The following is a 22,560-nucleotide window of genomic DNA, read 5'->3' on the forward strand; positions in this document are numbered from 1 at the left end:
GTCGGATGGCACAGTTTCGCCCCGTCATCTTATGGTATACCATGCTATGGAGCGCCAAGAACCTTGTCAACTGGCCATGGAATCTGTTTTGTGGCAGCGCGAGGAAGCGGAGAGAAAATGTCAGACGATACGCTGCGGATCGACCGCTCTGCCAAGACGTTGCGGACGCTGGCACTGGAGCGTATGCGCGAGGCGATCATGGGCTTCCATTTCCAGCCCGGTGAAAGGCTGGTCGAGCGGCCGCTTTGCGATCAGCTTGGGGTCAGCCGGTCGGTCGTGCGCGAGGTCCTGCGGCAACTGGAGGCGGAAGGCCTGGTGCAGATGATACCCGGCCATGGGCCTGCCGTGGCCAAGCCGGATCTCGGCCGCACCGACGAGATCTATGAACTGCGGGCGCTGCTGGAGGGCATCGCGGCGCGGGCTTGCGCCATGTCGGCAACGAACGACCAGATCGCCGTGCTCGACGGCGCTTTGACCAATCTTTTCGAAGCGTGGGCCTCAGGCGTGCCGGTCGCGGTGATGCGGGCGACGACCAAATTCTACGAGGCGCTGTTCGAAGCGGCCGACAAGCGCATTGCCTGGGAAATCGTCACAGGGCTGAACGTCCGCATCAACCAACTGCGGTCGATGACCATAACTTCAACCAATCGCCGGGAACCGGCGATAGGCGAAATGACCGCGATCATGGACGCAATCAAGTCTCGCGACCCGGACAAAGCCGAGGCGGCCGCCCGACATCATGTCGAACAAGCCTGGTCTATCGCGCAACAGTTGTTGCGCTCGAGGTGACAGTGCGTTTTGTTGTGAAGCTCAAGCATTAATACAAAGTCCCGGCCTAGCCCGCTACGCTACGATCCCAATGGCGGGCCGCAAGGCGCTGATCGGTGCCGGGTTAAAGGCCTGTCAAGACCGACATTCGGACCGAACCTGGGTGAAGCTACGGGGCAGAGGCGAACTCCAAAGTGGGACTCTCAAGTCTGTGACCGCCCGTTGGGGCAATTTCCCTACGCCACAGAGATACTGCACAAGTGCCTCTGATCGAGCAGCGCTTGGCGCGTTTGGGGGGTGGGACGTGGGCGCCGGCGGCCAACGCCGCAAGCCGTGGAACCATACGGAACACTACGGAAAGATTTCCAATTCTGGCCCTCGAAAAAACCAATAAAATCAACGATCTTAATACGTCCTCCGGGCCCACCATCGCTTTAACTTATTGATTCTATTTTGTTTTATGACCATAACAACCTCGGCGTTTTGGACTCGAACCCCTCGGATATTCGAGCAACGAACGATGTGGGAATATTTCGCCGTGGCCGGGTGCAATGATGGTGGCCGCTGGCTGCCATCTCGCCAGGGCAGCACTCCCTAAGTTGGCAGCGCGAATTCACTGGCGAGGTCGATGGCGCGGCCTTGGCGGGCGGAGATTTCGGCGGCAAGACCCATGATGACGGCCCACCAGCCGTCCTGCGAGGTCACCTCCACCTTGCCCTGTCCGCGCACCGCCGCGACAAAGCGGGCGTGCTCGAAATAGGTCGAGCCGTTATGGTCGCCTGCCGCGAGCAGCTGCGGATCGACCGGGATTTCCAGGACCTGCGGTCCCGGCGGGTTGCGCGGGCTGACGATGAGCTGCGGCACCGGGGCAGGGCCGAGATGCCGCGGCCAGAAGCGGTCCGGTCCGGGCACCAGGCATTCGATCTTGCCGTTGCCGCCGACGGCGGAGAGTTCCTCCTGGTAGCGGCTGCCCTCGGCGAACATGCACAGCTCCAGCATGGCGCGCGCGCCGCTGGCAAAGTCGATGAGCACGTAGCCATGGTCGAGAATATCCGGCGTCTCGCCGTCGTAGCGTTCGTCGAGATGGTTCACGGCCTGTCCCGCACTCGCCATCACACGGACAGGGTCAGATTTGAGAATCAGCCGCATCAGATCGAAGAAGTGGCAGCATTTTTCGACGAAGGTGCCGCCGGTGTTGCGGTTGAAGCGGTTCCAGTCGCCGACCTTGGCCAGGAAGGGGAAGCGGTGCTCGCGAATGGTCAGCATACGGATGCCGCCGGTGGCGTCGCCGGCCTGCTCGACGAAGGCGGCGACCGGAGGCATATAGCGGTATTCCATGGCCACCCAGACCAGCGGGAGCCGGGCCTTCAGCGCAGCGATCCGCCCTTCGTCGGCGACGTCAGTGAAGAGCGGCTTTTCCACCAGCACTGGCAACGGCCGCAGTTTGGCGATCTCCTCCAACTGGGCAAGGTGGCGATGGTTCGGGCTGGCGATCAGAACGCAATCGATCTCGTCCATGGCCAGCAGCGCGGCGACCGACCCTGCCGATCGGGCGCCCGGCGTCATCGCCAGCGACGCTGCCAGCATGCCGGGGTCCGGTTCGAAGATCGCGGCGACATGGGCGTCCGGTAGCAGGGCGATGTTGCGGATGTGCTCCTGGCCCATCATGCCGCAGCCGATGATGCCGTAGCCGATCGATGATTTGGTCACGCAGCGTCTTCCTTCGGTCTATTTGAAACGTATCACGTAGCGCGCCACGCTCGGGTCGAACCAGCTGCGGGAAAATTCCACGCTGGCTCCGTCGCCGGCCCAGGCGATGCGCTCGATGAATCCAACGACCGTCGCAGGCAGCGGCCTGAGATCGGCCGGGGCCCAGTCAGGCACGGGTGCAACGGCGATGCGATCCTCTGCGCGAACGATCGAGAAGCCGAGCGCGAGCCGGTAATGGAGGTAGAGCGATTCCGACAGGTCGTCGCGCTCGAGCCGCTCGGCACGGCTGGCGTCGAGCCAAATCTCCTCGACGGCGGCGGGCTCGCCGTCGAGCCGCCGCAGGCGGCGGATGCGGTGCGCTTCGTCTGCACTGCCGAATTCCGGCAAGTCGGACGGTTTGGGCAGACGCTCGACCGACAGCACGTCGGCTGTCGGCAGGCCACCACCGCCGATGCGCTCCAACCGGAAGAAGGCATAGACGCCGAGCAGATCGCCGCGCGCCCGCACATAGTTGCCCGACCCCTGGATGCGATCGAGAAGCCCTTTTTCGGTCAGTTCGGCAAGCGCGCGCCTGAGCGTGCCGACAGCGATTCCAAGGCTACCGGCCATCTCGCGCTCGGGCGGCAGCCGCGCCCCGTCGGCCAGGCGTCCGGCCGCGATTTCGCGGATCAGCATCTCACTGATCTGCAGGTGCATGGGCAGGGGGCCGCGCATCTGGCTGGATCGGTGGCCGGGGTCGGCCCTTGTCAATTGCATCCCGCTTCCCAATCGCATCCCGGTTCTCCGGGCGGTGTCAAAAATTGATACAGTATTGATCTACATCAAAACGGCTGCTACGCAAGACCCATTCGCAACCCAAGTCGTCTGCAAAAGGGTGGGCAATGACCATCGTCCCAATCACCTCGCCGGATCTCGACGCAGCCGAAGTCTCCTGGTTCGCCGCGCTCTGTTCGGACGACTATCGCCATCTCGGCGTAGCGGATGGCGCGCTGCGCTCGAGCTGGGCGCACTGCTCGCAGATCGTGAAGACGTCCGAGGACCTCGGCTTCCGCAACATCCTGTGCCCGTCATCCTATCAGGTCGGCCAGGACACGCTGAGCTTCGTTGCCGGCTGCGCGCCGATAACGTCGAAGATCAATATGCTCGCCGCCATACGCTGCGGCGAGATGCAGCCGATCATGCTGGCACGCACGGTCGCTACGCTCGACCACATGCTTGAAGGCCGGCTGACGGTGAACATCATCTCGTCGGACTTTCCGGGCGAGACGGCCGACAGTGCATACCGCTACCGGCGCTCCCGCGAGGTGGTGCAGATCCTGCGCCAGGCCTGGACCCGGGACAGCATCGATTTCGAGGGCGAGGTGTACAGCTTTAAGGGCCTCTCGACGGCGCCGGCGAAGCCCTATCAGCAGAATGGCGGCCCGCTGCTCTATTTCGGCGGCTACTCGCCCGACGCGCTCGAGCTTTGCGCCGAACAGTGCGATGTCTACCTGATGTGGCCGGAGACGAAGGAAGAACTCGCCGGCCGCATGAAAGCCGTGCACGAGCGCGCCGCGCGCCATGAGCGCACGCTCGACTACGGGCTGCGCGTCCACATAATCGTGCGCGATACCGAGGCCGAGGCGAAGGACTATGCCCGCGAGCTGGTTTCGAAACTGGACGACGAGCAGGGCAAGGCGATCCGCGAACGGGCGCTCGACGTCGGATCGCTCGGCGTGTCGCACCAGGCCAGGGCGCGTGAGGCCGCCGACGCGCAAGGCTTTGTCGAGCCGCATCTGTGGACGGGGATCGGGCGGGCGCGGTCAGGCTGCGGCGCGGCGCTGGTGGGCTCAGCCGACCAGGTTCTGTCGGAGATCGAGGCGTATATGAAGATGGGCATCCGTGCCTTCATCTTTTCCGGCTATCCGCATCTCGACGAGGCGCGTCAATTCGGCACCAAGGTGCTGCCACAACTCAAGACATGCTCGCTGCCGCACGCCTATGGCCGGGTGCCGGACCGGATCCCGGCGACACCATTGGGAACAGAGGAGCGGCGCTGATGGAGCATATCGTGTGCGATCCACGCCTTTTGCGAAACGCGTTCGGGCGCTTCGCCACCGGGGTCACGGTCGTCACCGCCGCCACAGTCGACGGGCCGGTCGCGATAACCGCCAACAGCTTCTCGTCGGTGTCGCTCGATCCGCCGCTGGTACTGTGGTCAATCGGTCGCCACTCGCGCCGGTTCGACGCCTTCGCCAACGCCACCCATTATGCCATCCACGTGCTGGCGCAAGACCAGACCGATCTGTGCTGGCGCTTCTCGAAATCCGGTTCCGACTTCGCCGGTCTCGACCTCTCGTGGAATGAGCACGGTGTGCCGCTGCTGCCGCGGGCGCTGGCGCGGTTCGAATGCGGCGTCGCCGACCGTTTCGCGGCAGGGGATCATTTGATCCTGCTTGGACGCGTCCTTGAACTGGAGACGCAAGAAGGTTCGCCGCTGCTCTTTGCCGGCGGCAAGTCCCGGGCTCAAGGCGCGGGCAGATGACGGCCGGCGTCGGCCCGGGCTGGTGCCGTCGACTGGCGCACCACGAGATGGCAGGCGAGTTCGACGCGGCGCGGCGGCGATCCCGAATGGGCCATGTCGTCGAGCAGCAGGCTGAGAGCCGCCGACCCGATCTCGCGCATCGGAATATGCATCGCTGTGAGCGGCGGGCTGCAGAAAGCCGCCAGCGGCAGGTCGTCCATGCCGACGACGGACACGTCGGCAGGCACCGAAAATCCGGCTTCCTGAACGCCGGCGATCGCACCGAAGGCCAGGCTGTCGCCGGCCGTCAGCACGGCAGTGAAATCCAGGCCGCGCGTGGCGATGCGCTCTTTCACGGCTTTGCTCGCAAGCTCCGGCAGCCAGTCCTGCACCTCGACAACGAGGTCCTCGAAGCCGGTAATGCGGTGCGCGATCAGCGCGTCGCGCCAACCCTCGTAGCGCCGTTCGATCGTGCGCCGGCCACGCCGCATCAGGAACAGGATGCGGCGGTGGCCAAGGCCGATCAGGTGCTGCGCGGCAAGCATGGCAGCGGAACGATTGCAGGGCGTCACGCTCGAATGGCGCATCGAGGGATCGTCGCCGTTGACGAGAACGATCGGCTTGGAGAAGCCGGCCGCCAGTGTCAGCACGTCGTCATCATCCAGCGTCAGAAAGAGGCAACCGGCGACGCTGTCGTCGTGCTCGGCTTCGCGCAAAAGGGCGGTCTCGTCCTGCGGCGTCGCCACCGGCCGGGTGACCAGTTCGACGCCGAGCAGCCGGGCGCGTTCGTTGAGTCCGTCAAGCACGTGGTAGGTGAACTGGCTGCGGGCGCTGTCGACCATCGCCACGCTGCTTGCGGCCAGGATGACCCTGCGGCCGGCAGCCGAAGCAGGAATGGCGTAATTCATCGACTTCGCCGTATCGATGATCGAGGTGCGCAGCTCATTTCTAACACCGGCAACGCCGCTGAGCGCACGCGAGGCGGTGCTGACCGACACACCGCACCGCGCCGCAATTTCCTCAAGTCGGATGCGGCGGCTGGGACGGCCCCGCTTGCCTTGGACAGTCATGCGCTTCTGCGTCTCCGGCAAAGTTGCTCAACTCTGCAAAAAATTTTCAGATTGCGCAAGAAAAATGCCTGTGGAACAGTCTTCATGGAGGCGAGAAAAACGGGAGGAGTGATGCCGCTGTCGGCCCAACGTCTGAATTCCGCGCTTGCGAGCCTCGTGGCGGGCATGGCCGGCCTGCGCCACGACGGGCGGTTCGATGAGCCGAACCTCGACGGGACGCCGGGCGATTACGTCAGCTTCGACAGTTGGGAGTGGCCGCAGGGCGTCGGGCTCTATGGGCTGGTTCGATTGTGGGCGCGGACCGGCGACGATCGGCTGCTGCAGACGATCGAGGCTTGGTACGACAGGCATATCGCAGTCGGACTGCCAGCGATGAACGTCAACACCACTGCACCCTTGCTGGCGCTCAGCGAATTGTGGCGTCGCCGGCGCCAGCCGCGCTTCGAGCCGGTCCTGCGCGAGTGGGCCGAGCGGGTGGTCAGCGCCATGCCGCGGACGCCCGAAGGCGGCTTCCAGCACAATGTTTCGGACCGGGTCAACGACGACGAATTGTGGGACGACACGCTGTTCATGGTGGCGCTGTTCCTCGCTTCCTATGGTCGGGCCGCCGGTGAGCGCCGCTTCGTCGAGGAGGCGGAGCGGCAGTTCCTCGTCCACGCCCGCTACCTCGCCGATCCGGCATCCGGCCTGTGGTTCCACGGCTGGACGTTCGAAGGCAGGCACAATTTCGCCCGCGCCCGTTGGGCGAGGGGCAATGCCTGGATCACGGTGGGCATCCTCGATCTGGTGGAATTCGCCGAGATATCGCCTTCGGTGCGGACCTATCTGCTCGGCGTGCTGGAAACGCAGATCAAGGCCCTGCTCGACGTGCAGGCCGGATCGGGCGCATGGCATACTCTGCTGGACGATCCGACCTCCTACGAAGAAATTTCTGCCACAGCCGGTTTCGGCTATGGGCTGATGAAGGCCGCGCGGCTTGGCATCGGCCCGACGGAGTGTCGTGTCGCCGGCCTGCGGGCTCTTGAAGCGGTGGTCGCCAACATCGACGACAAGGGTGTGGTCGCGAACGTGTCCTACGGCACGCGCATGGGACACGATCTGCAGTTCTACCGCGACATCCCGATACACCCGACGGGTTACGGCCAGGCGCTGGCCATCCTGTGCCTGACCGAAGGCTCACGGCATCTGCAGGCGAAGGTGGAGGCGGCATGATGCGAACGCTCTATGGCGCATCGCCTGGCGACATCGCCGGCATGGACACGGAGCGGCTGAAGGCCGAATTTCTGGTCGACGGCCTGTTCCGGCCGGGCGCCATCGAATTCGCCTACACCCATATCGACCGCATGATCGTCTGCGGCGCGGTGCCGCTGGCCAACCCGCTGTTGTTCGGCAACGGGGCCGATGTCGGAACCGAACTCTTCTTCACCGCGCGCGAGATGGGCATCGCCAATCTCGGCGGCAGCGGCACTGTCATGGTCGATGGCTTGCGCTTCGCCGTCGCCAACCGCGACGTCGTCTATGTCGGACGCGGCGCGCGTGAGGTGGCGCTGGAGAGCGACGATCCGGAAAGGCCGGCGCATTTCTACATGAACTCGGTGCCGGCCGGCGCCGATATTGCCCACCGCCTCATTGCCAAGAGCGAAGCCAAGGCGCTGGTGCTGGGCGAGGAGGCGCGCGCCAACAAGCGCACGCTGCGCATGTATATCCATCCCGAAGTGGCGCCGTCCTGCCTCTTGTTGATGGGCATCACCGACCTCGCGCCCGGCAGCGTCTGGAACACGATGCCGCCTCACCTGCACGAACGGCGCATGGAGGCCTATTGCTATTTCGACCTCGCAGCAGCGGACCGTGTGGTCCACCTGATGGGCCGGCCGGACAATACCAGGCATCTGATGGTCGCCGACGGTGACGTCGTGCTGTCGCCGGCCTGGTCTATCCATATGGGCGCCGGCACCGGCCCCTATGCCTTCGTCTGGGGCATGACCGGCGAGAACCAGGCCTACACCGACGTCGATCCGGTTGCCGTGAAGGATTTGCGATGAGCGAGGCCGCCCACACCATGCAAGCCGACTTTGCGTTGCGCCGGCCGGTCGCGTCGGGCCAGCCGATCGTCTACTGGCGGCTGGGCTCAATCGCCGAGCAGCGCTACGACGTCGCCGACCAGCCGATGAAGGGGGAGATGGATCCCTTCTTCTTCCTGACCAAGCACAAGAATTTCATTCCGCATGAATATCCGTGCCGCACCGAGTTCGTAGCCGAGCGCCGCGGCAAGCGGCCTCAAATCACAGCTGAGTTCAGCGCCGCGCGCATCTGGCTGCCCTTCGCCTCGCCGCGCGTCGACCTGTCGGGGTTCTGGTTCCGGCCAACGGTGCTCGGAAGCTGGGCCGAGACGATCATAGAGGCCGCCTCGGCCGGCGAGGCCCTGCTCAGGCTACGCACATGCGGCGGCGCCATCCTCTTCGCCAATGGCGCGGAAGGCGGCTGGATGGCGCCCTACGGCCGCAATCTGGAAAGCGCCGAGGATTTTCGCATCGCGCTGAAGGCCGGCCGCAACACCATCCGCATCTGGTTCGACGATCTCGCCGAACGCGACGCCCGTTATTATTTCCAGCTCGACTATCTCTCAGGTCCGGCAATCTCTATCGCACTGCCGATCGAGGTCGAGGGCGGCGTCGCCAACGCGATGGAAGCAGCCCTCGACGACATGCATTTCGAGCGTCCAGCCTATGATGGCGGCGAGGTGGCGCTGGTCACCGGCGTGGCCTTACCGCGCGACGCAAAAGTCGCGATCGAGATCGAGGGCGATTTCATGTCGATCGAGGCGCCGGTGCGCTTCGGCTTAGATCTGCCCAAAGGGCAAACGCGGCTGCCGATCGCTGACACCGAGCAGCTGCCCGCCGACTTTCGCCATTTCAAGGTGACGCTGACAGTCGGCGACTACAGCGCATCGCGTGTGTTCGGCGTCGAGATCTGTCACGCGCGCCGCCAGGGCGACGCGCCGGCAACGATCGCCGCGCGCATCGATGAGGCACTGGGCGAAGTCGCGGGTCACGCCGAGGCCGATACGGTGCGCGCGCTGGCGCGCCTGGCGATCGGGCAGGCGGGTGCGGAGACCGACGCCATGATCTCCGGCGCGCTGCCGGCTATCGAGGATTGTCACGATTGCGCCGACTTTATCCTGGTGCCGTTGCTGTGGTGCCGTGGGGTCTATGGCGACCGGCTGGCGGCGGACCTGCGTGGGCGCGTCGACAAGGCCATTCTCGGCTATCGCTACTGGATGGACGAGCCCGGCAACGATGTGCAGTGGTATTTTTCCGAGAACCACGCACTGCTCTTCCACACCGCCGCCTATATCGCCGGCGGGTTATTACCCGACGCACGCTTTGTGCGGTCAAGCCGCCTTGGCCGCGAGCAGTCGGCTGTGGGAGCGGCGCGGGTGCGGGCTTGGCTCTACCATTTCGAGGCATGGGAGATGGCTGAGTTCAACTCGGCGCCCTATTTCCCGATCGACCTCAAGGGCCTGTGCGCGCTCTATGCACTCGCTCCGGACAAGGACATCGCTGAGCGTGCCGGCAAAGCCATCATCCGCCTGCTCGAGATCGTCGCCCGCTCGGCGCATCACGGCATGCTGACCGGCGCGCAAGGCCGCTCCTATGAGCACACGCTGCGCGCCGCGCGCTCGCTGGAGCTATCGGGCATCTGCCGCATGGTCTGGGGCAAGGGCAATTACGGCATGCGCTTCCATGCGCTGCCGCAGCTGGCGCTCTGCCTTCGCGACCACGGATTGAGCGTTCCCGCCGAGCTGGCGCCTATTGCCTCTCTTGCCGACGATACGGCGTGGGAATGGGCTTTTGCGCAGGGACAGGACCGCTTCGCCCGGCTCTACCACCACAAGACGCGCAACCATGCGATGGGCAGCGCCGCCGGCTATCGCTGGAACCAGTGGGGCTATCAGGAGACCGTCATCCATGCCCGGCTGGGCAACAATGCCGATGCGCAGATCTGGATCAACCATCCGGGTGAAGTCTTGCAGTCCGGCTATGGCCGCCCGTCCTATTGGGGCGGTTCCGGCACCTTGCCGAGGGTTCACCAATACCGCGACCTTGCCGTCGTCAGTTTTGCCTGTTCGGACGAACAGCCCGACTTCACGCATGCCTGGTTCCCGGCCAGCGCCTTCGACGCCGCGCAGGTGGATGGCCGCCGCGCCTTCGCGCAATCGGGCAACGCCTTTGCCATGCTGAAGACGGATGTGCCGCTGACGCAGATCAAGGGCGGGCAGACCGCCGGCAACGAGTTGCGGGCGGCGGGGCGCAAGACGATCTGGGTCGTTCGCCTCGGGGACAAGAACGCCGACCTGCCGGCGCTCGACGCCTGGGTCACCGCCTTTGCCGACATGTCGGTACGGCCGGGGGCCGAAGGCGAGCTTATCGTTGAGGATCCGGAATACGGCACTGTGCGTTTCCTCGCCGACGCGAAAGTGGTGGCTGAGGGACGGATACTTAATCCAGCCGACTGGACCGTGCGCGGTGAGGCGACGCGCATGCAGCGCAGGGAATAGGAGGATCGCCGCGCCCCTCATGGGAGGAGGGCATGGCGGCTTGGACCATCGGGGCGAGCCCCCGACAAAGGAGGAGACGAAAGCATGAAAAAGACCCGCACTCTGCTGGCCGCGCTATCGGTCAGCCTGCTCGCATCGACCAGCGCGTTTGCCGGCGACGTGCGCATCATGTGGTATTCGGACGGTGTCGAAGGCGATGTCATCCAGGACATCCTGAACCGCTTCATGAAGGACAATCCCGACATCCACATCACCCTCGACAACGTCGCCTACAAGGTGATCCAGGAGCAGCTGCCGATCCAGCTCGAAGCCGGCCAGGGTCCGGACATTGCGCGCGTCACCAACATCAAGGAACTCGCCCAGCACTGGCTGGATCTCAGGCCACTGGTCGCCGACGCGAAATACTGGGACGACAATTTCGGCGACACGCTGGACTGGATGCGACCCGACGGCTCCAAGGCCATCACCGGCTTCATGACCCAGCTTACGCTCACCGGCGGCTTCGCCAACAAGACGCTGTTCGAGCAGGCCGGCGTCGCGTTGCCGGGCGACAAGGCGACTTGGGACGACTGGATCAACGCCGCCGCCGAAGTTGCGAAGAGCCAGCAGCTGCCGGCAGCGTTCGCCATCGACCGCTCGGGTCACCGCATTTCGGGCGCCACCGTATCCTACGGTGCGAACTACGTCGGCGCCGACGGCAAGCCGGCGAAGGTCGACGACGGCACCAAGGCGTTCGTCGGTAAGCTCGTAGACTGGACCGCCAAGGGCCTGATGCTGAAGGACACCTGGGTGTCGGCGGCAGGCTCGACCTATCGCGCTGCAACGGACGATTTCATAAACGCGCAGATCCCGTTCTACTATTCAGGCAGCTGGCAGGTTGCCAATTTGTCGACCAAGATTGGCGACAGTTTCGACTGGATCGCGACCGGCTCGCCCTGCGGCACCGCGGGGTGTTCGGGCTTGAAAGGTGGCGCGGCACTCGTTGCCATCAAATACACCAAGAACCCCAAGGACGTTGCCAAGGTTATGGATTACCTGGCCAGCGAAGCCGTGGTGAAGGAGTTCAGTGAGCGCACGCTGTTCCTGCCAGCGCACAAAGGCGTCATCGCGAAAGGCGGATTGAAGTGGGGTTCGGCCGACAAGAATGTCGGTCCGGCGCTCGACAAGTTTGTCCAGGCGGCGGGTGAGACCTTGCCGGCAGCCGACGCGCTGCCGCCGTGGAAATGGGCCAATGCCTACTACGCCGCACTGGTGACCCGTGTCAGCCAGGTGATGGCCGGCGAACTTACCCTCGACGCTGCCTGGGTCAAGATCGACCAGGATATCGCCGACAAAGTCGCCGAGGCCAAGTGAGCGTCGCTGCGACATTGAAGGCATGGACCGGCGCTGTGCTCGCGGCGCCGGTCTTATGGCTGGCGTCGATCGTCAACGTGCCGCTCAACGCCTGGCAGCGCGCGACGGGCACCGGCGGCATGGCCGCCTTCTTCCTCGCCCCCAACATGGCGATCTTCGGCATCTTCGTCCTGGTGCCGCTGGTCATCAATTTCTTCTACTCGGCCACCTCAGGGACGGCTTACTTCCTGCAGGACCGCAGCTATGTGGGGCTGGAGCAATACCAGCGCCTGCTCGATTGCGGCAACTACCTGGACACCGCCACCTGCCGCGAGGACCTGTTCTGGAAGGCCGTGCACAACACCGGCCTGTTCGTCGTCGTGCAGGTGGCGCTGATGACGGTCGTGTCGATGGCGACCGCGCTGATCCTCAACCGCGAGATCGTCGGGCGCTCGTTCTGGCGCGCGGTGTTCTTCTTTCCGGTGCTGTTGTCGCCCGTCGTCACCGGCCTCATCTGGCGCTGGATCCTGCAGCGCCAGGGGCTGCTGAACATGATCGTCCATGACTTTGGGGGCGAGCCGCACAACTGGCTGACCGACCGATTCTGGGCTTTCACTGCCGCCGTCAGCGTTTCGGTCTGGGCGCATATGGGCTTCTACACACTCATCCTGCTTGCCGGCCTGCAGGCTATCCCGCGCGACCTCTACGAGGCGGCTGAGATGGATGGCACGAAGCCGGCGCGGGTATTCTGGCGCATCACGCTGCCGATGCTGATGCCGAACCTGCTTGTCGTCATCGTGCTGGCGCTGATCCGCGCCGTGCAGATATTCGACGAGGTCTATGTGCTGACCGGCGGTGGTCCGGGAACCTCAACCCTCTATCTCACGCAGTACATCTACGAGATCGGCTTCGCCTCGCTGCTGCGCAATCCAGGGCTGGCTTCGGCGGCCTCCATCCTGATGGGACTGGTGCTGGTCGTGCTGACCTTGGTGCAGTTGCAGGTCGGGCGCCGGGGCGAACGCAAGGGGGCGCGGCAATGAGCGGCGTCGCCGCATTCCTGACCCGCCGGCGCGGTGGCCGCTCCTGGCACTGGACCGACACTGTGACCTGGCTGTGGCTCGTCGGTGGTCTCGTCATCATATTCGGCCCGGCCATCTGGCTGGTTGGTTCGTCGTTGAAGACGCCGGCACAGCTCTCAGAGTTCCCGCCGACAATTTTGCCGTATGTCAGCCAGCAGACGAGCGTCGAAGGCTATGACAAGCCGCTCACCCTTTACACGGTGAAGCTGCCGGACGGCTCGAGCAAGGTGATGGCCGAGGTGCGCCGCATCGGCATCGTGGCGCAGATGATCGATCCCAAGGCGCCGAAGGACATCATCAAGGTCAATATTGCCGACCGGCAGCCGGTGCGTGAGATCGGCTTCGCGACTGAGAACTATATCGAACCCTTCGTCCATTTTGACTTCCTGCGCTATCTCCGCAATTCGGTTTTCGTCACTGCTATGGCGACGCTGATCACGCTGCTGACCAATTCGATGGCCGCCTTTGCGTTGTCAAAATACAAATTCCGCGGCCGCGATTTCACCATGCTCTTGATCGTCGGCACGCTGATGGTGCCGCTCTCGGTCATCCTGGTGCCGCTCTATTCGGTGGTCAGCGCCTTTGGCCTGCTCGATTCGCTGTGGGGCGTCATCCTGCCGACGGTGGCCACACCAACCGGCGTGTTCCTGTTGCGCCAGTATATGCTCACCATCCCCGACGAACTGCTTGATGCGGCGCGCATGGACAATGCGTCGGAATGGCAGATCTACTGGCGCATCGTGTTGCCACTCGCGGCACCGGCGCTCGCGGTGCTGGCGATCTTCTCGGTGGTCTGGCGCTGGAACGACTTCCTGTGGCCGCTGGTGGTGCTGTCGCGCAAGGAACTCTACACGCTCCAGGTCGGGCTCAACACCTATGCCGGCGAGCTCAATGTGCAGTGGCACTACATCCTGGCGATGACCGTGGTGACGATGATCCCCGTCGTCCTCGTCTTCGTTTTCCTGCAGCGATACATCACCTCCGGCATTGCCGGCACCGGGCTGAAGTGAGGGCGCCATGGGACGCATAACGCTGACCAACATCGATCGCGCCTACGGCAAGGTGAAGATCCTGCACGACATCAGTCTAGATGTCGGCGACGGCGAGATGCTGGTGCTTGTCGGCCCGTCGGGCTGCGGCAAGTCCACGCTGCTGCGGCTGATTGCCGGGCTCGACCAACCGACCGGCGGCAAGATCGAGATCGACGGCGCCGACGTCACCGAGGTCTCGGCCGCACAGCGCGGGCTCGCCATGGTGTTCCAGTCCTATGCGCTCTACCCGCATATGAGCGTGCGCCAGAACCTTGCCTTTGGGCTCGAAAACATCCGCATGCCGAAAGCCGAGATCGACCGGCGCATCGCGGAAGCGGCGCGCATGCTGGAAATCGCGCCCTATCTCGACCGCAGGCCAGGGCAGCTCTCCGGCGGCCAGAAGCAACGCGTGGCGATCGGCCGTGCGGTGGTGCGCAATCCGACCGCCTTCCTGCTCGACGAACCGCTGTCCAACCTCGACGCTGAACTTCGCATCTCGACGCGCGCCGAACTCGCAGCCCTGCACAAGCGGCTGGCCACCACGATGATCTATGTCACCCATGACCAGGTCGAGGCGATGACGCTCGCCGATCGCATCGTGGTGATGCGCGCCGGCAAGATCGAGCAGATCGGCCGACCGCTCGACCTCTATAATGCGCCGGCCAACCTGTTCGTCGCAGGCTTTATCGGTGCGCCGCGCATGAACCTGCTGCCGGTCAAGGTGTGTTCCGCCAGCGCGACCGAGGTGCATGTCGACGGTCCGGGCGGGCTTTCGGCCGCGGTCGCAGCCGACGGGACCGCGCTAAAGCCGGGAGACGACGCGACGCTTGGCATCCGGCCACACGACATCGAACTTTCGGACGGCGGCAGCGGCGCGGTCAGCGCGCAGGTTACGCTGGCCGAAGCGCTGGGCCCGGAAACTGTCGTTCATGCCATTATTGCCGGCGACAACAAGCTGGTCGCCGTGCTCAAGCGGCAAGGCGTCGAAACGCAGGGCCTGCCGCTCAGCCTGGCTTTGCCGCCGGAGCGGCTGCACCTCTTCGATTCCGCCGGGCTGCGCGTCGCTTCGCGCTAATCGTCAGTAAGGAAGCGCCGGAAAAAGCCGGCCACGGCGGCGCGTATGGCTGGCGTTTCGACATGGCCGCTCTCGGGTTCCCGGTGAAGGATGAGATGGTCGCCGGCTCTGGCCCGCTCATAGCGGCTCGTGTTTGCGAGAGCGCGCAATCGACAGCTGCCGGCGGCGTCAACGGATCCTGGTCGCCCATGCCGACAAATTGCGGTCGTGGCGCGATGCGTCCGGCGATCTCGCCATTGGCGGCCAGGTTCAGCAATCCTGGAACTGTAAGGTAGATGCCGTGCAAACCGTGCGCGCCGATCGGGCGTATGGATATGGTCGAAAAATGTTGCATAGCCGATCTTGATGCTCTTAGGCAGGCTCGTGATATCGAGCGGACCCGGGCCTCCAAGCACCGGGCCATACCAGCAGAACGTTCCCAATCGGCGTAGTATGTCGAGCGACCCTTCGAAAGGTCGCCGGCCCGGAGCCATCATAAACTAGTGGCGGCAGTTCGGTACCGTGCTCAAGCAGGTCGGCGACGACGATGTCTTGTCGATCGAGCACGAGGACACGAGCTAACCCCGATGGAAGGTATGCGAAAATCCGTCGCGCTCCTGCGCAATATGGTGATCAACCTGTCATAAAGCCAGGACTTGCAGAGGTTCGGGCAGAGTGAGCATCGCCCGCTATCTCGACCTCCACGACGAACTGGCGATCTCCGAACAGGCCGAGCTTTGGCGCCGTCCGAAAAGTGCCAATGACGCGCGAAGCGATCTGGATGGCCGGTCCTGGTGCGAAGGGGGCATAGGGTCGCCATATTCGACTGTTTGGCTGCCGCGGGACCATACGGAACTATACGGCAAGATTTCTGATTTTGGCCCACGAAAAAGTCAATGAAATCAATGATTCCGGTACATCCTCCGGGCCCACCATATTATTATATATCAATATCTTACGCCTAATTTATCGAGTTTGAATTGAGCGCTGCCGGGTAAATCTATGGCTTCGGGGTAAAATGGTTTGGGCCGTTCGTGAGTTTTCTCCGTCTTCTTAATGGCACCCGTCACACGTAGCTCAACATTCCCGGCTCCAAAAGACCTTTCAGCGATGCGTGCGGTAATCGGCGGCAACGACGTGCAATTAGGCGGGTTCTGAACTCGGCCACAGCCTCAAATTGCTCGAAGGCGCTCGTGTGTTGATGTCGCCATTGAATGCGCGAGGGCAGGTCGCGGCCTAGAAGCTAGGTCAATAGCTGGCTTCGCCAGTTCCGGCCATACAGAGGAGGCGACCGTCGTTGACGTCTCCGAAAGCAACGATGAAGTCATCGGGATCGTCAGCCTCACGCCAAAGTCTGTGGGTGGCGCAGACGCGGCAGCGCCGGTTTGGTTAGGCCCAGCCTAAGCAGAATTATCGAAAATCATTATTTGTGCATCGCACACAGCGTGCTTTGCTCCATCCGCCGGCTGAAAGAGAACAAAAAGAACGTCAGGTGGCAGCCTTCGGCGATGCGTCCGAAAGCGGGTTGTTTTGGTGCGGACAGCGCCTGATCTCAGAAAAAGACAGGGGAACGTGATGACGACAATAATCTCGAAGTTTCGCCGTGCCGCGCTTTCGGCCGGCATTGCCCTCAGCGCGCTTTCGGTGAGCCTCCACGCCGAAGCCGGCAGCTTGAAGCTGGGCATGACGACCTGGGTCGGATACGGCCCGCTCTTCCTTGCGCGCGACATGGGCTACTTCAAGGAAGGCGGCCTCGAAGTCTCGCTCGAAGTCATCGAGGAAGCATCGATGTACATGGCGGCCGTCGCCGCCGGCGAGCTCGACGGCAGCGCCTCGACCATCGACGAAATCATGAAGTACCGTTCGAAGGACGTCTGCTTCAAATCGGTCTATGCATTGGACGACAGCCATGGTGGCGACGGCGTCTTGGCGCCGAGCAGCGTCAAGAGCGTCGCCGACCTCAAGGGCATGGAAGTCGGGCTGAATGAAGGCTCGGTCTCGCAGTTCTGGTTCAACATCCTGCTCAAGCAGGCCGGTCTTAGCCAGGCCGATGTGAAGGTCACCAATATGACGGCGGATGATGCCGCCGCCGCCTTCATGGCCGATCGCATTCCCGTTGCCGTCACCTGGGAGCCGCATCTGACGTTGGCCAAGAAGGAAAACAAGGGCCAGGTCCTAATCGACTCGTCGAAGACGCCCGGCTTGATCGTCGACGTGGTGGCGCTGAACTGCGACTACATTACGAAGAATCCAGTGGATGTCGAGGCGCTGGTGAAGGGGCTCTACAAGGCCAACGAGTTCATCAAGGAAAATCCCGAGAAAGCCTATGAAGTGATGGCTAAGGGCGTCGGCGGCTGGCTCAAGGATCCGAAGGACTTCGCCTCCTCCGCCGCGGGCGTGAACTTCTACGGCAAGGAGCGCAATGCGCAATTTTTCGCCGGTGGCGAGAATGGCGAAGCCGGCAAGCTGATCAAGCTCGGCGGCGACGTCTGGGGCGGCTTCGGCAAGCTCAAGATGGACATCAAATACGATGACCTCGTCGATCCGTCCTTCCTGACAAAGTGATCTGGCCTCGCAAAGCGAGTTCGTTGGACCGCAGGCCGAGCCTTTCGCCTGCGGTCTATCCAGCCCAAAGGGTTTCCCTGTGACATTGGCACCGAATGCAACGTCTCCCATCAGCCATATCGTGACCAAGAGCGTGGATAAAAATCAGCCCGGTCGATCCGCCCGGAAAGCTGTCGCCACGCCGTTTCAGGCCGTGTCGCGCCCTCTCTCCATCACGCTCAGCGTCCTGGTCTGGTGTGCGGTCATCGGCGGCTGGTTCGCTCTGACCTATTCCGGAGCGGTCAAGGAAATGTTCCTGCCGCGCCCGGAATCCGTCTTGTCCACCACCATCAGGATGGCGCTTGACGGCTCCTTGTGGGAGCACGTGCTCGCCAGCGTCCAGGTGGTGCTGATCGGTTTCGTCATTTCGAGTATCGTGGCGGTGCCGCTCGGCTTGACGATGGGCACCTACCGCATCGTCCAGGCGGCGCTCGATCCGCTTGTCAATTTCATCCGCTATCTACCGGTGACGTCCTTCGTACCACTGTTCATCCTGTGGATCGGCATCGGCGTCGAGCAGCGCGTGGCCGTCATCATCTTCGGCATCTTCTTCCAGCAGCTGGTGATGATCGCCGACAGCGCCCGCAGCGTCCAGCGCGACCTCGTCAACGCAGCCTATACGCTTGGCACGAAACGCAGCGACACCGTCTTCCACATTGTCTTTCCGGCCACGCTTCCCAACGTGCTCGACGTGCTGCGCGTCACTATGGGCTGGGCTTGGACCTATCTCGTCGTCGCCGAACTCGTCGCCGCCCGCAGCGGACTTGGTTACATCTCGCTCAAGGCGATGCGCGGCTTCCAGGTCGACGTCATCTTCATGGCCATCGCCATGATCGGCATCCTTGGTCTTTGCACCGACCAATTGTTCCGGGGCATCCGCCGCCTCGTCGCTCCCTGGGCCAATTGAGGATTTGCTGAAATGGACGCCCTGACACTCGCGACGAAACCGAAGAGCGCCGACATCGGCGTTGACAATGTGGCGCTGCGCTACGGCACGGGCGACAACGCCGTGCTGGCGCTGGACGGCATCTCGTTCCATGTCGCGCCCAATGAGTTCTGTGTGATCGTCGGCCCATCCGGCTGCGGCAAGTCGAGCCTGCTCTATCTCATCGCCGGACTCGAGGAGCGCACCGGCGGCACGATCGCCGTCGGCGGCAAGCCGGTCACCGAGCCGGGTCCGGATCGCGGCATGGTGTTTCAGGCCTACACGCTGTTTCCCTGGCTGACGGTGGCGCAGAACGTCGAATACGGTCCGAAGCGCAAGGGCATGTCGGCGGCCGAGCGCAGGGCGATCGTCGAGCATTTTCTCCATGAGGTCGGCCTGGCGAAATTCGCCAACCATTATCCCTCGCAGCTGTCGGGCGGCATGAAGCAGCGCGTGGCGATTGCGCGCGCGCTCGCCAACGATCCGCAGGTGCTGCTGATGGACGAACCCTTCGGCGCGCTCGACAGCCAGACCCGCCACTCCATGCAGAAGCTTCTCTTGAGGATCTGGGACCATTCCAAGAAAACCGTCCTGTTCGTCACCCACGACATTGACGAGGCGATCCTGCTGGCGGATCGGGTGCTCGTCATGTCCGGCCGGCCGGGCCAGATCAAGAAGGAAATCCGCGTCGGCCTGCCGCGTCCGCGCAGCATGGATCTGGTCATGGAGCCGAACTTCATCGCCATGAAGCGGGAAATCCTCGATCTCTTGAAGAACGACGAAGACGAAGAGCACTAAATGCATGTCGCCCAAAAGTGATCTCGGTTTTGGGAAGACGACATGCATGAAACGAAGACCGGCGGTCTTCGTTGTGGATCACGAAATAGGCACGGCATGAGCATCGCGACCGTGGAATTCGACTATATCGTCATCGGCGCGGGCTCGGCCGGTTGCGTCCTGGCCAACAGGCTGAGCGCCAACCCCGCCAACCGCGTCTGCCTCATCGAGGCCGGCGGCAGTGACGACCGCACAAGGGTGCGTGTGCCGGCCGGCATTCTCTCGCTCTACGGCAATCCGGCCTTCGACTACGGCTACAAGGGCGTGCCGCAGCCGCTGCTCAACAACCGCCGTATACCGGTCAACCGGGGCAAGCTTCTTGGCGGATCGAGTTCGATCAATTCGATGGTCTATATTCGCGGCGCCGCCCAGGATTACGACGAGTGGGCAGCGCTCGGCTGTGCGGGGTGGTCCTATGCCGACGTGCTGCCGGTCTTCAAGAAACTGGAGCGGAACCTCCTGTCCCAGAGCCCGGCCTATCATGGCTTCGAGGGCGAACTGCTGGTCGACAATCCGCGGGATCCCAACGCCGTATCCCATCTGTGGGTAGAGGCGGGTCGGGGCCTGGGCCTGCCCGAAAACCGCGATTTCAACGCCGATGGCCAACTCGGCCTGGGCATCTACAACGTCACCCAGGACAAGGGCCAGCGCTTCTCGGCCTACACCGCTTTCGTCCGGCCGGTTCTCGGCCGGTCGAACCTCCAGGTCCTGTCGGGCGTCGAGGTGCTTGATCTGGCCGTCGAAAGCGGGCGCGTCGCGGGCGTCAATGTGATCAAGGACGGCGCGGTCCAAAGGCTGACATGCCGCGCCGAAATCGTGCTCAGCGCGGGCGCGATCGGATCGCCGCGCATCCTGCTTGCTTCCGGCATCGGGCCGGCCGACGAGCTGAAGGCGGCGGGGATAGAACCGCTTATGAACGTGCCGGGCGTCGGCAAGAACCTGCGCGACCATGTCGACGGCATGATCACCGTGCGGTCGAACGGCGCCAGGACGCTTGGCCTGTCGCTCGCCAATCTGCCGGCGATGCTGGCTGCACCCTTTCAGTATATCGTCTGGCGCAAGGGCATGCTGACGACCAATTATGTCGAGGCCGGCGGCTTCGCCAAGACGAAATATGCCGGCGATATTCCCGATGTCCAATTCCACTTTGTTCCGGGCTACCGCAGCCATCGCGGCCGGCTCGTCGAATATGGCCACGGCTATGCCGTGCACACCTGCGTGCTCAGACCCGGAAGCGTCGGCGAAATCACGCTTGAGCGTGACGGCACCCGCCGCAACGTGCTGATCGATCACCGCTTCTTCAGCGGCGGGCAGGACGCCCTGACCCTTGTCGAAGGCATCAAGCTGGCGCGCTCGATCCTGGCTTCGCCAGTTTTTGCCGATATTCGCGGACCGGAAATCCTGCCGGGACCCGATGTCGTCACCGACGACGAGATCCTCGCCTATCTGCGTGCCGAAGCATTGACCGTCTATCACCCGGTCGGCACGGCCAAGATGGGCACCGATGCAATGGCAGTGGTCGATCCCGCCGGCCTCAAGGTGCGCGGCTTCGGCAATCTGCGCGTGGCGGACGCCTCGATCATGCCGACGCTGATTGGCGGCAACACTAATGCGCCGTCCATGATGATCGGCGAAAAGGCGGCCAGGGCGATGCTGTCGTAGTCTCGCGTTGGCCGACTCTCCTGGCATTTAGGGACAAGCTAACCACTGCCACGTGAAATCGTAATTTTCGGTAATCAGTCCCTCCAGTACACCAGCGATCTGACCTCCTCGCATCCGCAGAAACTCTTGGGGGGAAAGGACGCAGAAATGTCGGTGGAAAAAATAGACGCGCTTGTCGTCGGCGGTGGCCAGGCCGGGGTGGCTATGTCTGAGCATCTGAGCAAATGCGCGGTGCCGCATCTCGTTCTCGAGCGTGGCCGGATCGCCGAGCGCTGGCGTTCGCAGCGATGGGACTCGCTCGTTGCCAATGGGCCAGCCTGGCATGACCGTTTCCCGAGCATGGAATATCCCGTGACGGGTCCCGACGGCTTTCCCTCCAAGGAAGAGGTTGCGGACTATTTCGCCGCCTATGCAAGGCAGATCAATGCGCCGATCCGCTGCGGCGTCGAGGTCAAGCTCGCGCAAAGAAATGTCGGTCGGCCCGGGTTCCGAGTCGAGACGTCCGATGGGGTGATCGAAGCCAACAGCATCGTCGCGGCGACCGGACCTTTCCAGGTCCCCGTCATCCCCGCCCTTGTCCCCGGCGATGCCGGCATTCTGCAGATTCATTCCAGCGCGTACCGCAACCCCGGACAGTTGCCAAAGGGCGCGGTGCTGGTGGTCGGGGCGGGATCGTCAGGTGTGCAGATCGCCGACGAGCTTCAGCGCTCGGGGCGGCGCGTCTACCTCTCGGTCGGCCCGCACGACCGCCCGCCACGAGCCTATCGCGGGCGCGATTTCTGCTGGTGGCTTGGCGTTCTCGGCAAATGGGACCTCGAAACCCCGGGGCCTGGCACGGAACATGTCACGATTGCGGTGAGCGGCGCGCGTGGGGGCGAAACGATTGATTTCCGTCGGCTGGCCGCGCAGGGGCTTACCCTCGTCGGCATGACCAAGACATATCAGGGCGGCGTGCTGACCTTCGCCCCCGATCTGGCGAAGAACATTGCCCGCGGTGACGCCAACCTGATGTCGCTTCTGGACGAGGCCGACGCCTATGTCGCGCGCAACGGTCTCGACCTCCCGGAGGAGCCCGCGGCCCGGCGGATCGACCCGGATCCGGAATGCCTGGTCAATCCGCTTCGTGAGCTCGATCTGGCCGGGGCCGGGATCGCGGCGATCATCTGGGCGACAGGCTTTGCCGTCGATTACAGCTGGTTGAAGGTCGATGCCTTTGACGAGAAGGGCCGGCCAAGGCATCAGCGCGGGGTCTCGACCGAGCCTGGAATCTATTTTCTCGGCCTGCCTTGGCAGTCGCGAAGAGGATCGAGTTTCATCTGGGGCGTCTGGCATGATGCCAAGCATGTCGCAGACCGGATTTCGACGCAGCGCAAATATCTGGCCTACCATGCTGCCGCACGGCGCGAGACCATGGACGCCTGACCGAC

The 22,560-nt window shown here is 63.5% G+C and carries 18 protein-coding genes and 1 pseudogene; 15 read left to right on the forward strand and 4 right to left on the reverse strand.

The features are described 5' to 3' along the window. The first annotated feature begins 117 nt into the window (after positions 1-117). Entirely contained in the window at positions 118-789 is a 672-nt protein-coding gene (locus NKH03_RS10915) for a GntR family transcriptional regulator (RefSeq protein WP_352863575.1), read from the forward strand. Between the two features lie 573 nt (positions 790-1,362). On the opposite strand, the gene NKH03_RS10920 is transcribed toward NKH03_RS10915, so the two are convergent. After that, positions 1,363-2,436, reverse strand: a complete 1,074-nt coding sequence (locus NKH03_RS10920; RefSeq protein WP_502913509.1) for a Gfo/Idh/MocA family protein — start codon at positions 2,434-2,436, stop codon at positions 1,363-1,365. Between the two features lie 60 nt (positions 2,437-2,496). After that, on the reverse strand, positions 2,497-3,192 hold the full coding sequence (locus NKH03_RS10925) for a GntR family transcriptional regulator (protein ID WP_352968379.1): 696 nt from the start codon (positions 3,190-3,192) through the stop codon (positions 2,497-2,499). A gap of 167 nt (positions 3,193-3,359) precedes the next feature. On the opposite strand from NKH03_RS10925, the gene NKH03_RS10930 reads away from it, so the two are divergent. Both NKH03_RS10930 and NKH03_RS10935 read left to right on the forward strand, forming a co-directional pair. Continuing rightward, positions 3,360-4,517, forward strand: a complete 1,158-nt coding sequence (locus NKH03_RS10930) for an LLM class flavin-dependent oxidoreductase (RefSeq protein WP_352968380.1) — start codon at positions 3,360-3,362, stop codon at positions 4,515-4,517. Continuing rightward, entirely contained in the window at positions 4,517-5,002 is a 486-nt protein-coding gene (locus tag NKH03_RS10935) for a flavin reductase family protein (protein ID WP_352863567.1), read from the forward strand. Before NKH03_RS10930 ends, NKH03_RS10935 begins: the two co-directional genes overlap by 1 nt. On the opposite strand, the gene NKH03_RS10940 is transcribed toward NKH03_RS10935, so the two are convergent. Continuing rightward, on the reverse strand, positions 4,984-6,051 hold the full coding sequence (locus NKH03_RS10940; RefSeq protein ID WP_352863566.1) for a LacI family DNA-binding transcriptional regulator: 1,068 nt from the start codon (positions 6,049-6,051) through the stop codon (positions 4,984-4,986). The two genes, NKH03_RS10935 and NKH03_RS10940, sit on opposite strands and share 19 nt — an antisense overlap. 111 nt (positions 6,052-6,162) lie before the next feature. Between NKH03_RS10940 and bglB the strand changes: the two genes are divergently transcribed. From bglB to NKH03_RS10975, 7 genes are all read left to right on the forward strand, one after another. Continuing rightward, positions 6,163-7,263 (forward strand): beta-galactosidase BglB, encoded by a 1,101-nt coding sequence (gene bglB, locus NKH03_RS10945; protein WP_352968381.1) that lies wholly within the window; start codon positions 6,163-6,165, stop codon positions 7,261-7,263. Continuing rightward, positions 7,260-8,093 (forward strand): 5-dehydro-4-deoxy-D-glucuronate isomerase, encoded by an 834-nt coding sequence (gene kduI, locus NKH03_RS10950; protein ID WP_352863564.1) that lies wholly within the window; start codon positions 7,260-7,262, stop codon positions 8,091-8,093. Before bglB ends, kduI begins: the two co-directional genes overlap by 4 nt. After that, positions 8,090-10,609: a hypothetical protein gene (locus tag NKH03_RS10955; RefSeq protein WP_502913503.1), complete on the forward strand. Its 2,520-nt coding sequence runs from the start codon at positions 8,090-8,092 to the stop codon at positions 10,607-10,609. The genes kduI and NKH03_RS10955 overlap by 4 nt, the downstream gene beginning before the upstream one ends. An 84-nt stretch (positions 10,610-10,693) precedes the next feature. Beyond that, complete coding sequence (locus NKH03_RS10960) at positions 10,694-11,962, forward strand: ABC transporter substrate-binding protein (RefSeq protein ID WP_352863563.1); 1,269 nt, start codon at positions 10,694-10,696, stop codon at positions 11,960-11,962. Next, positions 11,959-12,981, forward strand: coding sequence for a carbohydrate ABC transporter permease (locus NKH03_RS10965; protein ID WP_502910988.1), 1,023 nt, complete (start codon positions 11,959-11,961; stop codon positions 12,979-12,981). The genes NKH03_RS10960 and NKH03_RS10965 overlap by 4 nt, the downstream gene beginning before the upstream one ends. After that, complete coding sequence (locus NKH03_RS10970) at positions 12,978-14,030, forward strand: carbohydrate ABC transporter permease (RefSeq protein ID WP_352863561.1); 1,053 nt, start codon at positions 12,978-12,980, stop codon at positions 14,028-14,030. The genes NKH03_RS10965 and NKH03_RS10970 overlap by 4 nt, the downstream gene beginning before the upstream one ends. A gap of 7 nt (positions 14,031-14,037) precedes the next feature. Next, positions 14,038-15,126 (forward strand): ABC transporter ATP-binding protein, encoded by a 1,089-nt coding sequence (locus NKH03_RS10975; RefSeq protein WP_352863560.1) that lies wholly within the window; start codon positions 14,038-14,040, stop codon positions 15,124-15,126. Between the two features lie 305 nt (positions 15,127-15,431). Here the strand turns inward: NKH03_RS10975 and NKH03_RS10980 are convergent. Continuing rightward, positions 15,432-15,612: pseudogene (locus NKH03_RS10980) on the reverse strand (quinone oxidoreductase); the annotation flags it as partial. A gap of 1,068 nt (positions 15,613-16,680) precedes the next feature. Between NKH03_RS10980 and NKH03_RS10985 the strand changes: the two are divergent. From NKH03_RS10985 to NKH03_RS11005, 5 genes are all read left to right on the forward strand, one after another. Beyond that, complete coding sequence (locus tag NKH03_RS10985) at positions 16,681-17,670, forward strand: ABC transporter substrate-binding protein (RefSeq protein ID WP_352863558.1); 990 nt, start codon at positions 16,681-16,683, stop codon at positions 17,668-17,670. Between the two features lie 193 nt (positions 17,671-17,863). Further along, a complete protein-coding gene (locus NKH03_RS10990; protein ID WP_352968382.1) occupies positions 17,864-18,616 on the forward strand; it encodes an ABC transporter permease in 753 nt (250 codons plus the stop codon). A 12-nt stretch (positions 18,617-18,628) separates the two neighbouring features. Then, positions 18,629-19,432, forward strand: coding sequence for an ABC transporter ATP-binding protein (locus NKH03_RS10995; RefSeq protein WP_352863555.1), 804 nt, complete (start codon positions 18,629-18,631; stop codon positions 19,430-19,432). 96 nt (positions 19,433-19,528) lie between these two features. Further along, positions 19,529-21,133, forward strand: coding sequence for a GMC family oxidoreductase (locus NKH03_RS11000; RefSeq protein WP_352968383.1), 1,605 nt, complete (start codon positions 19,529-19,531; stop codon positions 21,131-21,133). A gap of 147 nt (positions 21,134-21,280) precedes the next feature. Next, a complete protein-coding gene (locus tag NKH03_RS11005) occupies positions 21,281-22,555 on the forward strand; it encodes a flavin-containing monooxygenase (protein ID WP_352968384.1) in 1,275 nt (424 codons plus the stop codon). Positions 22,556-22,560 lie beyond the last annotated feature (5 nt).

The sequence above is a fragment of the Mesorhizobium sp. M1406 genome (assembly GCF_040317555.1).
Lineage (GTDB): Bacteria > Pseudomonadota > Alphaproteobacteria > Rhizobiales > Rhizobiaceae > Mesorhizobium.

What these genes read in the sequence shown, in the direction of transcription:
- NKH03_RS10975 (WP_352863560.1), top strand. Translation starts at nt 14,038, where the DNA reads ATGGGACGCATAACGCTGACCAACATCGATCGCGCCTACGGCAAGGTG.
- NKH03_RS10940 (WP_352863566.1), bottom strand. Translation starts at nt 6,051, where the DNA reads ATGACTGTCCAAGGCAAGCGGGGCCGTCCCAGCCGCCGCATCCGACTT.
- NKH03_RS10955 (WP_502913503.1), top strand. Translation starts at nt 8,090, where the DNA reads ATGAGCGAGGCCGCCCACACCATGCAAGCCGACTTTGCGTTGCGCCGG.
- NKH03_RS11005 (WP_352968384.1), top strand. Translation starts at nt 21,281, where the DNA reads ATGTCGGTGGAAAAAATAGACGCGCTTGTCGTCGGCGGTGGCCAGGCC.
- NKH03_RS10960 (WP_352863563.1), top strand. Translation starts at nt 10,694, where the DNA reads ATGAAAAAGACCCGCACTCTGCTGGCCGCGCTATCGGTCAGCCTGCTC.
- NKH03_RS10925 (WP_352968379.1), bottom strand. Translation starts at nt 3,192, where the DNA reads ATGCGCGGCCCCCTGCCCATGCACCTGCAGATCAGTGAGATGCTGATC.
- kduI (WP_352863564.1), top strand. Translation starts at nt 7,260, where the DNA reads ATGATGCGAACGCTCTATGGCGCATCGCCTGGCGACATCGCCGGCATG.
- NKH03_RS10985 (WP_352863558.1), top strand. Translation starts at nt 16,681, where the DNA reads ATGACGACAATAATCTCGAAGTTTCGCCGTGCCGCGCTTTCGGCCGGC.
- NKH03_RS10970 (WP_352863561.1), top strand. Translation starts at nt 12,978, where the DNA reads ATGAGCGGCGTCGCCGCATTCCTGACCCGCCGGCGCGGTGGCCGCTCC.
- NKH03_RS10920 (WP_502913509.1), bottom strand. Translation starts at nt 2,436, where the DNA reads ATGATGGGCCAGGAGCACATCCGCAACATCGCCCTGCTACCGGACGCC.
- bglB (WP_352968381.1), top strand. Translation starts at nt 6,163, where the DNA reads ATGCCGCTGTCGGCCCAACGTCTGAATTCCGCGCTTGCGAGCCTCGTG.
- NKH03_RS10935 (WP_352863567.1), top strand. Translation starts at nt 4,517, where the DNA reads ATGGAGCATATCGTGTGCGATCCACGCCTTTTGCGAAACGCGTTCGGG.
- NKH03_RS11000 (WP_352968383.1), top strand. Translation starts at nt 19,529, where the DNA reads ATGAGCATCGCGACCGTGGAATTCGACTATATCGTCATCGGCGCGGGC.
- NKH03_RS10930 (WP_352968380.1), top strand. Translation starts at nt 3,360, where the DNA reads ATGACCATCGTCCCAATCACCTCGCCGGATCTCGACGCAGCCGAAGTC.
- NKH03_RS10995 (WP_352863555.1), top strand. Translation starts at nt 18,629, where the DNA reads ATGGACGCCCTGACACTCGCGACGAAACCGAAGAGCGCCGACATCGGC.
- NKH03_RS10915 (WP_352863575.1), top strand. Translation starts at nt 118, where the DNA reads ATGTCAGACGATACGCTGCGGATCGACCGCTCTGCCAAGACGTTGCGG.